This window comes from Methylobacterium sp. FW102-HT35C08 (assembly GCF_058790235.1).
Window position 1 is genome coordinate 4112733 of the sequence record NZ_JBYTCL010000002.1, and the last position, 12630, is coordinate 4125362.

The 12630-nt window shown below is 68.4% G+C and carries 11 protein-coding genes and 1 pseudogene; 9 read left to right on the forward strand and 3 right to left on the reverse strand.

Annotated features, from left to right (window positions below; all coding sequences use genetic code 11):
* Positions 1-33 precede the first annotated feature (33 nt).
* The 5 genes from AC3WSN_RS19545 to AC3WSN_RS19565 all read left to right on the forward strand — a co-directional run bounded on the left by AC3WSN_RS19545 (position 34) and on the right by AC3WSN_RS19565 (position 3252).
* On the forward strand, positions 34-255 hold the full coding sequence (locus AC3WSN_RS19545; RefSeq protein WP_492540162.1) for a hypothetical protein: 222 nt from the start codon (positions 34-36) through the stop codon (positions 253-255).
* Positions 256-411: 156 nt separating this feature from the next.
* Positions 412-696 carry an accessory factor UbiK family protein gene (locus AC3WSN_RS19550; protein ID WP_492540163.1) on the forward strand — a complete coding sequence of 95 codons (285 nt, stop codon included), beginning with the start codon at positions 412-414 and terminating at the stop codon, positions 694-696.
* A gap of 290 nt (positions 697-986) precedes the next feature.
* On the forward strand, positions 987-1496 hold the full coding sequence (locus AC3WSN_RS19555; protein WP_492540165.1) for a type III secretion system chaperone family protein: 510 nt from the start codon (positions 987-989) through the stop codon (positions 1494-1496).
* Between the two features lie 26 nt (positions 1497-1522).
* On the forward strand, positions 1523-2326 hold the full coding sequence (proC, locus tag AC3WSN_RS19560) for a pyrroline-5-carboxylate reductase (RefSeq protein WP_492543177.1): 804 nt from the start codon (positions 1523-1525) through the stop codon (positions 2324-2326).
* 104 nt (positions 2327-2430) lie between these two features.
* The gene (locus AC3WSN_RS19565) at positions 2431-3252 is read left to right on the forward strand and encodes a TetR/AcrR family transcriptional regulator (protein WP_492540167.1); all 822 of its coding nucleotides are present in this window, start codon (positions 2431-2433) and stop codon (positions 3250-3252) included.
* Between the two features lie 300 nt (positions 3253-3552).
* Here the strand turns inward: AC3WSN_RS19565 and AC3WSN_RS19570 are convergent, their stop codons facing one another.
* Entirely contained in the window at positions 3553-5448 is a 1896-nt protein-coding gene (locus AC3WSN_RS19570; RefSeq protein ID WP_492540169.1) for a methyl-accepting chemotaxis protein, read from the reverse strand.
* A 671-nt stretch (positions 5449-6119) separates the two neighbouring features.
* Entirely contained in the window at positions 6120-6554 is a 435-nt protein-coding gene (locus tag AC3WSN_RS19575) for a response regulator (RefSeq protein ID WP_192709826.1), read from the reverse strand.
* A 230-nt stretch (positions 6555-6784) separates the two neighbouring features.
* Between AC3WSN_RS19575 and argJ the strand changes: the two genes are divergently transcribed.
* The 4 genes and pseudogenes from argJ to AC3WSN_RS19595 form a co-directional block, all read left to right on the forward strand.
* Positions 6785-8035: a bifunctional glutamate N-acetyltransferase/amino-acid acetyltransferase ArgJ gene (gene argJ, locus AC3WSN_RS19580; RefSeq protein WP_492540172.1), complete on the forward strand. Its 1251-nt coding sequence runs from the start codon at positions 6785-6787 to the stop codon at positions 8033-8035.
* Positions 8032-8745 carry an SIMPL domain-containing protein gene (locus tag AC3WSN_RS19585; RefSeq protein WP_492540174.1) on the forward strand — a complete coding sequence of 238 codons (714 nt, stop codon included), beginning with the start codon at positions 8032-8034 and terminating at the stop codon, positions 8743-8745. Before argJ ends, AC3WSN_RS19585 begins: the two co-directional genes overlap by 4 nt.
* Positions 8742-9170 carry a (deoxy)nucleoside triphosphate pyrophosphohydrolase gene (locus tag AC3WSN_RS19590; protein ID WP_492540175.1) on the forward strand — a complete coding sequence of 143 codons (429 nt, stop codon included), beginning with the start codon at positions 8742-8744 and terminating at the stop codon, positions 9168-9170. Before AC3WSN_RS19585 ends, AC3WSN_RS19590 begins: the two co-directional genes overlap by 4 nt.
* Positions 9171-9312: 142 nt before the next feature.
* Positions 9313-9654 (forward strand): annotated as a pseudogene (locus AC3WSN_RS19595) (transposase); the annotation flags it as partial.
* 1880 nt (positions 9655-11534) lie between these two features.
* Here the strand turns inward: AC3WSN_RS19595 and AC3WSN_RS19600 are convergent.
* Entirely contained in the window at positions 11535-12512 is a 978-nt protein-coding gene (locus AC3WSN_RS19600) for a Gfo/Idh/MocA family protein (RefSeq protein WP_492540177.1), read from the reverse strand.
* Positions 12513-12630: the final 118 nt, after the last annotated feature.

The window sequence follows — 12630 nt, forward strand, 5'->3', positions numbered from 1 at the left end:
CATACCCGGCCATCAGAGAACTGGAGTCTCCTCGTGAGGAAATTCACCTTCGCCTTTGCCGTGCTGGCCTCGCTCGGCGGCGCTGCCCTCGTCCAGCCCGCCTCCGCGGCCCCCGCCATGCCCGGCGCCGTCGCAGCCCGCGATGCGGTGACCCATGTCCGCATGACTCCCATGGAGCGCCGGATGATGCACCGCCGGATGGAGCGGCGCATGATGCATCGTCGCATGCACCGCCGGATGATGCGCCACATGTGATCGCGCAGGCGGAGCGGGGGCCCACCGGCCCCGCTCTGCCCCGCGGGGGCTCGCCCCGATCGGGCGTTGCCCCCCATCGCGAAGATTCCTATCTCGTCACCTCGAATCGCGCAGTCAGGCGGCCGTCGCGGCAGCCGGCCGATCCGGGAGACCAGGATGCCACCCTCCAACCGACTGTTCGACGATCTCGCCCGCCTGATGACCGATGCGGCCGGCGCCGCGCAGGGCGTGCGCCGCGAGGCCGAGACCGTGGTCAAGGCGCAGCTCGAACGCGTGATCCGCGACCTCGACGTCGCCTCGCGTGAGGAGCTCGACGTGTTGCGCGATCTCGTCACCAACCTGCAGGCGCAAAACGCGGCGCTCACGGCCCGCGTCGCGGCCCTGGAGGCGAAATCCGGGGGCGCCGCAGCGGGCGCGGCGGGCCTCAGCGAGGTGGTCTGAGTCTCCGAGGCAACGGCGGGGGCTTTTACACAGGAAGCGGCAGCGACGATCCGGTTTCCTGTTCACTGAACGTGGCCTGCACTTTGTGTCGCGAGTCACGGCCGGTCTATAGTCGGGCATAGGGTGATTCGGGGGCTGCGGGGCGATGTCCGCGGAGCTTCGACAGTCGATCGTTTCGCCGCCGGCCTAGATCTGCCGGTCGTTCCAGTTCTCGGAGTGTTCTCGCGCTCCGGTTTCGCGTCACCGTCACGTCAGGCCTGGACTCGTCTGGGTCGTCCTTTTGGATCGTCATGCCGCTTCTCAACGTCGACTTCCACGACCCGGACCGGAACGAGCATCCGCTCGACGTCGTCGAGCGGCTGGCGTCCCTGCGCGACTGGATCTTCGACCGGGCCGAGACCGACGAGATGTCGGTCACGAGCCCCGGCCGATGGACCGACTACAACGTCGCCTTCACGTGGATCGAGGACGTGGAGGCGCTGCACGTCGCCTGCGCGTTCGACCTGAAGGTGCCGGAGCGGCAGCGGACCGAGGTGATGCGCCTCGTGGCGCTGATCAACGAGCAGCTCTGGGTCGGACATTTCGACCTGTGGTCGAGCGACAGCGTGGTCATGTTCCGGCACGCCCTCCTGCTGACGGGTGGGGCGGTCCCGACCCATCCGCAATGCGCCACCATGATGAAGACCGCGGTCGACGCGTGTGAGCGTTACTTCCAGGCGTTCCAGTTCGTGATCTGGGCCGGCAAGAGCGCCCGCGAGGCGCTGGACGCCGTCCTGTTCGAGACCGAAGGCGAGGCGTGACGGCAGCGGGCGCCGCCGCGGCGCGGATGCCGGCCTCCCTGGTCCTGGCCGGGGCCGGCAAGATGGGCGGCGCGATGCTGACGGGCTGGCTCGACGCCGGCCTCGACCCGCGCCGCACGACGATCATCGATCCGGTGCCCGCCCGCGCGATCGTGGATCTCTGCGCCGCGCGGGGCATCGCCCTGAACCCGCCCGATCCCGAACCCGGCGCCGTGCTGGTTCTCGGGATCAAGCCGCAGGGCCTGGAGACGGCCGCCCCTGGGCTGGACCGGCTGATCGGCCGCGACACGCTCCTCGTCTCGATCCTGGCGGGCAAGACCATCGCCGACCTGCGCGCCCGGCTGCCGCGGGCGCGCGCCGTCGTCCGGGCGATGCCCAACCTGCCGGCGAGCATCGGCCGGGGCGCCACCGGCGCCTGCGCAAATCACGAGGTCTCGCCCGAGCAGCGCGCGGCCGCCGAGGCGCTGCTCGCGGCGAGCGGCACGGTGGCGTGGCTCGCCGACGAGGCGCAGATCGACGCGGTGACGGCGGTCTCGGGCTCCGGCCCGGCCTACGTCTTCCTGCTCGCCGAGACCCTGGCCGAGGCCGGCGTCGCGGCCGGCCTGGACCCCGACGTGGCCCGCGATCTCGCCCGGGCGACGGTGGCGGGCGCCGGCGCGCTCCTCGATGCGAGCCCCGCCGACGCGGCGGAACTGCGCCGCAACGTCACCTCGCCCGGCGGTACCACCGCGGCGGCGCTCGACGTTCTGATGCGCCCGGACGGCCTCCACGCCTTGATGCGGGAGGCTGTGGCGGCGGCCCGTCGGCGGGCCGGGGAACTCTCCGGCTGACAGCGGGCCGGCCTCTGTGCGGCATGGCCGCGCGACGGCCCTGCCCTTCACCGCCGGGCCACCTACATGAGGCGACACGACCGACAGATGCGGGCGACCGACCCATGACCGACAGCAAAGCCTCCCCGAAGCGCCCCCGCAAGACCGTGAGCCCCGCCAAGGCGAGCGGCACCGACGAGAACGTCACGCAGGTGGGCGGTGCGGCCGAGGCCTCTGGGCAGGCGGGCGCGGCGCCGAGCGACAGCCCGCCGAAGCTGCCGCCCCGTGAGGCCGCCGTCGAGGCCCTGATGCGCCTCGCCGCCGAGCAGCCCTGGAACGACATCGAGGTCAGCGACATCGCCCGGGAGGCGGGCCTGACCTTGGCCGAGTTGCGCGACCTGTTCCCGTCGAAAGGCGCGGTGCTCGGCGGCCTCACCCGGATCATCGACCGCAAGGTCCTGGAGGGCGACCTCGCGGGCCTCGAGGAGGAGCCGACCCGCGAACGCCTGTTCGACGTGCTGATGCGCCGCCTCGACGCCATGGAGCCGTACAAGCCAGCGCTGCGCCGGATCGCCTACGCGCTCCGCGGCGAGCCGCTGTCGATGCTGGCGCTGAACGGCGTCATGCTGAACTCGCACCGCTACATGCTGGCGGCGGCCGGGATCGACACCGAGGGGCCGCTGGGCCAGCTCAAGCTGCAGGGCGTGGTGATCGCTTTCGCTCGCGTGACCCAGGTCTGGCTCGACGACGACGATCCGGCGCTCGCCCGGACCATGGCGCGGCTCGACAAGGAGATCCGCAACGGCGAGCGCTTCATGGAGCGGGCCGCGGATGTCCGCCGGCTGACGGCGCCGCTGCGTGCCCTTGGCCGCTCGTTCCTGGAGCGCCGCCCGCGCGAGCGCCGCGGACAGGACGGCGACGAGTCGGATCCCGCCGCCGCGATCTAGCGGCGCTTCCGATCCGGTCGCGCCAGGCAGCAGGCCGTTTCGGAGAACGGTTGTCCAAACCATGCCCCTCCTCCTGAAGTGCGGCGTGAGCCGCCTCAAAGGAGGGCTCCAGCCAGACGCGCGATCCCTGGAGCCCTTCTTCGAGGCTTTCGCTGCGCTCCGGCACCTCAGGAGGAGCGGGCGGGATGGGTCACGGCAGCCCAGGACGCGGTCGTCTCCTTTGACTCGACGCTATCGGGAGCCGCGCTGGGCGACGGATCCAGCGGACGTGGGGATCCCGGACCGACCGGCGCTTCTGCCTTAAGCGGCCTGGATGTCGCTGAGGAAACGGTCGACGTCGCGTTTGACGGTGAGCGACTGCGCCGCCAGCTCGGCGGCCGCGCTCTGCACCTGCGCGGCCGCGCTGCCGGTCTGGCGGGCGGCAGCCAGAACCCGCGCCACGTTGGCCGAGACGTCCTCCGTGCCCCGCGCCGCCTCGCCGGCATTGCGCGAGATCTCGCTCGTCGCCGCCGTCTGCTCCACAACAGTCGCGGCGATGGCGCCGCTGATCTCGTTCACGGCGGCAATCGTGCAACCGATCTGCTGCATCGCCTCCGCGGCCTGGCCTGAGGCCGCCTGAATCGCGGCGATCTGAGCGCCGACCTCCTCGGTGGCCCGCGCCGTCTGCGCTGCGAGCTCCTTCACCTCGGCGGCGACCACCGCGAAGCCCCGCCCCGCCTCTCCGGCGCGGGCCGCCTCGATCGTGGCATTCAGAGCCAGCAGATTGGTCTGGCTGGCAATGCCCGAGATCAGGGTCACGGCCGCACCGATCTGCTCGGCCGCCGCGCGCAGGCTCGCCATGGCGGCGTTGGTCGCCTCGGCCTCGTGGGCGGCATGACCGGCGACCTCGTTGGAGCGGACGACCTGCCGCTCGATCTCCTGGAGCGAGGAGACCATCTCCTCGGCCGCCGCCGCCACGGTCTGGACGTTGGACGAGGTCTGCTCGGCCGCCGTACTCGAGGTCACGGCCTGGCTGTTGGTATCGTCGGCCACCCGGGTCATCGCCCGTGCGGTGGCGTCGAGCTCAGTGGTCGCCGTCGTGACGATGTCGAGCGAGGCGGCGATCTTCCGCTCGAACGCCTGCACGAGGTCATCGACCCGCTCGGACCGGCGCAGGCGGGCGGCCTGCTCGGCCGCCTGCGCGGCCTCCAGCTCGGCGCGGGCGACGGCATTCTGGCGGAAAATGTCGACGGCGCGGGCCATCGCCCCCATCTCATCGGTCGCATCGCGATAGGGCACCAAGACCGCCAGATCGCCGCCAGCCAGCTTCGTCATCGCCTCCGTCATGCCGTCGATCGGCCGGATGATGCTGCGGGCGAGCACGAAGGCCAGGATACCCCCGAGAATCAGCACCGACCCGACCAGGCCGATCAGGATGGACCGAGCCCGTGCCGCAGTCTCCGCGGTGTCCCGGGCAATCTTCTCGCCGGCCGCCAGGATCCGGTCGCGCAGCGCTTGGCCGATTCGGTCGATTGCCTCGACGTGGGGCTTGATCCCGGTCTCGAACGTCGCCTGCGCGGCGTCTGTGGCCTGGTCGTAGGCGCGCAGGCCCATCGCGCTCGCCGTCAGCGCGTCGCGGACGGCCCTGACCTGCTGCGCGAAGGCGGTCCCCTGCGGCTCCTTGAACCCCTCGATGACCGCCAGAGCTTGTTCCACCCGCTCCTCGAAGGCTTTGCGGTCCTGTGGATCCAGGCTGATCACGAAGCGCGCGGAGGCGAGGCGGGAGCGCAGCACGGCAGTCTCGATATGCTCGGCGCGCGCGAGCATCGACTCGCCGGCGCGTGCACGCGCCTCCACGAGCAGGGTGTTCAGCAAAGCAGTGAGCGTATTGCCGACCTCGAACAACTTCGCTTTGGCATCACGCAAGCTTGCGCCTGTCGCCGCGAGCCGGTCCAGCTCCGGTTTCATCGTGCGGGCGCTGGCGCGCATGTCGTCGTACAGTTTCCGCCCCCCATCCGTCATGGCCAGCGAGACGTGCTTGTCGCAGGTCTGCTCGATCGCCTGCCGAGCCTGCTCCATCGCGCTGATCAGCGCGGTATCCGGATGCAGCCGGTACCGCTCGGCATGTCCGATCAGACGCGCGGCATAACCGTCGATTGTGAGGACCGATTGCCTTCCCCGTTCCACGCGCTCCTGCAGCGCGTGTTCTTGGTCCATCACACCCTGCTGATAAATCGCATACGCACCGATAAGGCCCGTCAACATGACGAGCATCGCAAATCCCGCGTAAAGGCGCGTACGGATCCCAAATCTCACGGATCATTCTTCCAAGAAACAGGCCCATCATTCGGCCGCATGATAGATGATACTATCATGACAACATCATGTCGCCAGATCAAGTTCAACTTGTACTACAGAACTTGCTCGGACAGACTTCGACCGAATATCTGATTTCGCGGCCCCGACACCATCCCCGAGTTTCTGACGCATCGGCAAACCAAATTTGCCGCATTCTCGCTACGATGTACCAGTGCTGGGCATTCGCTCGCGTCGCATGACAGCGTCACCTTGTACGTGTCCGCTGCCGGATCGGCGCGAAACCCCGCGCGCCCGCGCTGTCCGCTCGATCATGTCGGTGACTGCATTTGAACAGTCCCGCCGTTTACATCGCGCGATTCGGGATCAAAGCGGAACCATCAATTCCCATGGCTCGACGCTCCGCAGACGCCGTTGACGCAGCGTCCCTGCCGCGGGGCGACCCTCGATTCGCTGATGCGTCGGCTCGGGTTTGCGCGCCCGCTCGGCCGGGATGCGCTCCAAGTTCGGCGGGATGCTCTCAGCGTCGCGGCCGCCCGCCGGCCGAGCCGGGGAGAAGTTGAAGCGGCGCCTCAGGCGGCGCGGCTTGCCAGCGCCTCACGCATCGTCGTGGCGACCATCCCGTTCTGGAGCTGGTCGCGCGGGACGAGCAGCGCGTCGGGCACCCGGGCCGAGACCTCCGGGCCCATGGCGTCGACCGGATCGCGGGCGAGGATGATGCGCAGGCCCGGCCGCAGGGTCCGCGCCTCGACGGCGAGCTGCGCGCAGCACAATCCGCCATGGAGCGCGGTATCCACCACCATCACGTCGACCGGCAGGCCGAGAGCCAGCACCGTCATGGCATCGACGCCGCGGTCGCAGGCGGTGACTTGGTAACCCAGCATCCGGACTTGCGCCGAGACCTCGTCGCGCCAGCGCTTGTGGCGGCCGACAACCAGCACCTGAATACGGTAGCAGCTGCCCTGGGGAAGGCTGTCGGAGGCAGTCTCGACGTCGGCTGGGGGCATTCCGCACTCGACTTCGCGCTGGCTTTGCGATGCAGCATGCTAAGCTGGGAAGCAATCCACACGCAAGCCCGCCGCCGTGAAGGCGCCGCATTCGGCGCCGCCGCTGCACAAAGGCGATGCAGCCCGAAGCGTGACCAGACACTGGGCACGCAGTTGACGGCGCGGCGGTCCCGTGGGCAACACCGGCCGGCCGCGGCCCCTCACGCCGCGCGCTGCCGGAGCCCGAGCCGATGTCGTCCGCGAAATCACCGCCCGTCTCCCCGCTGGCGCCCGCCGCGAGCCCCGATCTGCCGCCCGTGCCCGGGGTGCGAATCGCCACCGCTCAGGCCGGGATCCGTTATAGCGGCCGCACCGACGTGCTCTACGTCGCCCTCGAGCCCGGGACCCGGGCAGCCGGCGTGTTCACCCGCTCGAAATGCCCCTCGGCCCCTGTGGATTGGTGCAGGGAGGCGCTCGCCGACGGCGCGGCGCGGGCGCTGGTGGTCAATTCCGGCAACGCCAACGCCTTCACCGGCCGGCTCGGCCGCGAGGCGGTGGCGCGCACCGTCGCGATCGCCGCGCAGGCGGCGGGCTGCGACGCGCGCGAAGTCTATGTCGCCTCCACCGGCGTGATCGGCGAGCCGCTCCCGGCGGAGCGCTTCGAGGGCGTGCTGGCGGAGTGCGCGGCCCGGGCCGAGGACGGGCCCGCCGCCTGGGACGCGGCCGCCCGCGCGATCATGACCACCGACACATTCCCGAAGCTCGCCACCCGCACGGCCGAGATCGACGGCGTCAGCGTGACGATCAACGGCATCGCCAAGGGCGCCGGCATGATCGCCCCCGACATGGCGACGATGCTGTCCTTTGTCTTCACCGACGCCGCCCTGCCGCAGGACGTGCTGCAGGCCCTCCTGTCCGCAGGGACGAAGACCAGCTTCAACTGCGTGACGGTGGACGGCGACACCTCCACCTCCGACACGCTGATGCTGTTCGCCACCGGCAGGGCCGGAAACGCGGCCGTGTCCGATCCCGCAGACCCGCGCCTCACAGCCTTCCGCGCGGCGCTGGAGAGCCTGCTGGTCGAACTGGCCCAGCTGGTCGCAAAGGATGGCGAGGGCGCGCGCAAGTTCGTCACCGTGCGGGTCACCGGTGCCGAGAGCGACGCCTCCGCGCACCGGATCGCGATGGCGATCGCCAACTCACCGCTGGTGAAGACCGCGGTGGCGGGCGAGGACGCCAATTGGGGCCGGGTGGTGATGGCGGTCGGCAAGGCCGGCGAGCCCGCCGACCGGGACCGGCTGGCGATCTGGTTCGGCGACGTGCGCGTGGCCGTCGAGGGCGCCCGCGATCCCGCGTACAGCGAGGCGGCGGCGAGTGCCGTGATGCGCGCGCCGGAGATCGGTATCCGGGTCGATCTCGGCCTCGGCGCAGGTGCGGCCCGCGTCTGGACCTGCGACCTGACCAAGGCCTATGTCGAGATCAACGGGGATTACCGCTCGTGAGGGCGGCCCTTGCCGGCACCCTCCTCGCGGCAATGCTGGTCGCGCCGGTCCACGCCGACGATTCGGCCTGCAAGCGCCACATCAGCGTGGTCGGACGCGCCGTCGAGACGCGGGCGCCCGACTTCGCCGAGATCACAATCGGGGTCGAGGCGCGCGGCGCCACCGCGGCGGCGGCCCTCGACGCGGCCTCGAAGGCGGTGGCGGGGATCTCCGCGCAGGCCCGCACGCTCGGCGTGCCGCCGGCGGATATCGGGACGGCCGCGGTGACACTTCAGGCCGCAACCCGCGCGGTGGTCCGCCCGGGCGGCGGCAGCACCGAGGAGCCCGACGGGTATCGCGCGAGCAATCTCGTGACCGTCCGGCTTGCCGACATGGACCACCTCGGGGATCTGCTGCGCCAAGCCCTCGATTCGGGTGCGAACCGGATCGATTCCGTGAGCTTCGGGCTGCGCGATCCCGACACGGCCGAATCGGCCCTCCAGGTCGCGGCGGCGCGCGACGCCCGGACCCGGGCCGAGGCGCTCGCCGAGGCGCTCGGCACCAAGCTCGGCCCGCTCTGCACCCTCTCGACCCAGGGCGGAGCGCCGTTCCCAATGGCCAGTCGCGCCCTCCCGGCGCCCATGCCCGCCAAGGGCCGGCGCGTCCCGATCGAGGCCGGCACGATCCAGATGTCCTCCGAGGTCTCGGCCAGCTTCGCGGTGGCCCCGTGAGCGCGTCCGGACAGCCCGCGCTCCGCCTCCTGCTGGTCGTCGCGGTGGCGCTCGTCGATGTCGACGGGCGCGTGCTCGTCAGCGAGCGTCCGGCGGGCAAGCAGCTCGCCGGCCTGTGGGAGTTCCCCGGCGGCAAGGTCGAGCCCGGCGAGCGCCCCGAGCAGACGCTGATCCGGGAGCTCGCCGAGGAACTCGGCATCCGGGTCGAGGAGCCGTGTCTCGCGCCGCTGACCTTCGCCAGCCACGCCTATCCGGACTTCCACCTTCTGATGCCGCTCTACGTCTGCCGGCGCTGGACCGGCACGCCGCGCCCGATGGAGGGACAGGCGCTCAAATGGATCCGGCCGAAGGCGCTGCGCGATCTCGCCATGCCGCCCGCCGACGCGCCGCTGATCCCGTTCCTGGTCGACCTCCTCGAGGTCTGAGACGGTATCCGGCTGAAGCCCTCGGGTGACGGACCCGCTCCGTCATCGCGAGCGCAGCGAAGCAACCCAGGGCAGCGCCACATCAGCCGGCGTCGCGCCGACTGGATTGCTTCGCTCCGCTCGCAAGGACGGCGGGACGGAAGCGATCACCGAAGTCCTCGGCCGGCTCGGCGTCCTCCTGCTGACGCCTGGCAACGCCAGCGATGTCACCGCCGCTCCGGCCGTCCTGGCCGAGGCGCCCGGCCGGATCCGCCGCCCGAGCGCCAACTCGGGCTACGACGCCGACTGGCTGCGCACTGACCGATGCAAGCGCGGACGCAAGAGAAGGCTCCGCCACGACAAGCAGCGCTACCGGGAACGCTGGCGCATCGAGGCAACCTTCAACCATCTCAAGGACTTCCGCCGCATAGCCACCGGATACGACACGCTCGCCCGCAACTGCGCCTCAGCCGTCGCCCCGGCTGCGATAGTCGCCTTCTGGTGCAGAACGAGTCCAAATCCTAATCCGTCGGATTCAAATTCCTTCTTATCCAAGCTCCGGCCGCACCATCAAGCCGGAGAGCATAAGCACTTTTCCCGCATAGAACATTATTATAGTATCCGTTTGGCTTCCCCCGAATTAGAATACCTATAAGATACTTTACATTATTCTTGCGTGCAAAGACCGGTGACCCTGACTGGCCCTGGCATATCAAATTCGAGGGATCGACGATCATGTTCTCGTGCATGTTGATCGAAAACGCCATCGATCCGGCGCTTTTCGGATCAGGAAGACTGATACGGCTTTGCTTATCCAGAGACAGAAGAACGATATCGTCGTATCCCTTTAAGTAATTCATAGGCACAATTTCAACGGCTTGAGAACGCGCCTCATTTCCGTTGGCGTCGAATGACTTTAATTCGATTGAGAAATTCTGCTTTCCGTTGAACTTTTCGATCGACTCAGCGTCCCCGATGGCGATAACGCCATCGACTTCGGCCGCGAGAGGAACGCTCGCCTGGAATATGGCTATGTCAATGATGGGCGAGTGCGAATACAAAGCTTCTATTCGTGAAACCTCGGCAAATCTGACCTGTCCGCCAATAAAATATCTGATTCCAAGCCCCTTTCTTCCTCGGAAACAATGGGCCGCCGTTATGATATCGTTGCCGATTTTCAGCCCTCGACAAACAAATCGATCGTTTTTATATATGCTTATGTGCGAATATTCAAACACTTTGCTCGCATACGATGTCGCAACTGAGCACAATAGACCTATGCTGCAGGTAATTACGGGCAATATTGTACAACAATATTTCATATGATTTAGTCCAATTGGGGCAGGGGCCCCGAAGAGTACCTGCCAAGTTTTACAATACTTGAATTCAATATTCCTCGCCAGGATACCCCGGACCATACGGCGGGGGATCATAGGGAGGCGTTGGAGTTGGTTTCGGGTAGTCCGGAGGGTTCGGAATGATTTCCGGCGGGTTGTCGACTGGATTATTGGGAGGAAGGTCGTCACCCGGATTTTGCGGTATGTTTGCAGTTTGGAATATTGCTTCTCTGCTTGCTGGAGATAGCGTCAGAGTCGATCGCGGATCGGCCGACTGCTTCAGCTGTGTTGTTTTGACATCGTCCAGAGAAGGCGTTGCTAAACGATCAGTCAGCAGGGGCCCTGTCCGAAAGCGAGATATCCCGAAAGGGGAAATGGCAGCACTCATTCAACGGCTTCTACAAAGACGTAAAATGACTGATGTTTCTTTTGACAACAGCTATGTTCGCCGCAGCCGAGCCGCGTGTTACAATCTTACGATTGCATCCGCCCGCCGATGATCGATCCGGACCGATGTCAGCTTCCGGGCCTGCATGGAGCCGCCGGGCTGTCATGCTCGATAGACTGTCGCTGGTGCTTCAGCTGCAACCACAGCAACGTTGCCGGAGATGGCAATAGGACAATCGTCTCAGTTCGTCAAGCACCCTGCTGCACGACAGCGCAGATCATCACTGTTGGCGCGCAGAAGCTCTCAATCATTCCGCGCCGAAGCTTGTCGGGAGCGATCTTCGACTTTGTAAGGTCAGCTCTGTGAGATGCAGCGAACCGCAATCATCGGGCCATGCGATCGCAATTCTCGATCAGCCGCGCCTGGGATCCTTGCACGGAGTTTGCGGGGTCTGCCCCACACTCCGAGCACCCGGGCGCATAAACACTGCCCCTGGCATCGTGATCGTTGTGCTCGTGCCCAGACTGAGATTGCACGGATGGCGGACGGACCCTAGGACGGCGCGCCATCCACGAGTTGCGCCCCTGGATTGCTTCGCTGCTCTCGCAAGGACGGTGAGGCCGAAGCGATCACCGGGACAGGGTCCGAGGGCCTCTGCCCTCACTGCGCCAGGATAGCCTCGACCGCCTCCTGCACGGCCAGCGCCTCCGCGAAGGTGGCGAGCTGGTGGGGCTCACCGCGCGCCATCCGCACCACGCCCTCGATCTGGCGTCGGAGGGTGATCGGGCGCAGCCGCTCGTTGGGGATCGCGTCGGATTCCGGCTCGAAGCGCCCGTCCGGACCGCGGCGCTCGGCGATGGCCCAGTCGCGCAGCCGCACGGCGCCCGTGTCACCATCCAGGGTCCAGGTGTTGTGATCGTCCGCGGCGGTGGCGCCGACCCGACCGGTCAGGGTGACCGGAAGGCCGCCCGCCGTCAGCGTGACGTCGATCGCCCGCTCGGACCGGCCGGCCTCGGGGAAATCGACCCGCCCGCGGATGTCCTGCAGGGGGCCGAGCAGGCGACGGGCCAGGAACAGGAAGTGCGAGACCACCTCGCGGGTGAAGCCGCCCTCGTCCCGCGCGTCGAGCCAGCGCGCCGCGTCCTCCTGCCAGGGCCGCGGCCAGCGGGCGAATTCGACCGCGATGGCGAGCCGCCGCGGCGTCCCGATCGCGCCCGCTTCGATCCAGCGCGCGATCGCCGCCACGCCCGGCGACGAGGCGAACGGGAAGTTCACCCCGCCGGCCGTCCCGGCCTCCGCCACGAAGGCCCGCGCCTCGGTGAGATCGATGGCGAGCGGCTTCTCGCAGAACACGCTGCGCCCGGCGGTGAGGGCCGCACGGGCGTAGCCGAGATGCGAGGCCGGCGGCGAGGCGACGTAGACGCAGCCGCTCGCCGCGACGACCGCAGCGGCATCGGCGACGCGGGGCACCGCCGGAAAGGCCGCGGCGATGCGGTCGAGGGCGTCCGGGGCGGGATCCCAGATCGCCGAGACCCGGACGGGCGAGTCCGGCGCCCCGTGGATGGCATTGAGCAGGCGCTCGCCCATAATCCCCGCGCCGATGATCCCGAGGGCGAGAGGAGCGTCGGTGGTCGGCATCCGCGGTTCCGTCAGCTGTCAGGCCCCGGTCCGAGGCTCCGACAGGCTTTAGGGGCACCGACCGGCGCGGGAAAGGCCGCTGCCCCGCTCAACTCTGGATGAAAACCGGCGGCCGGTT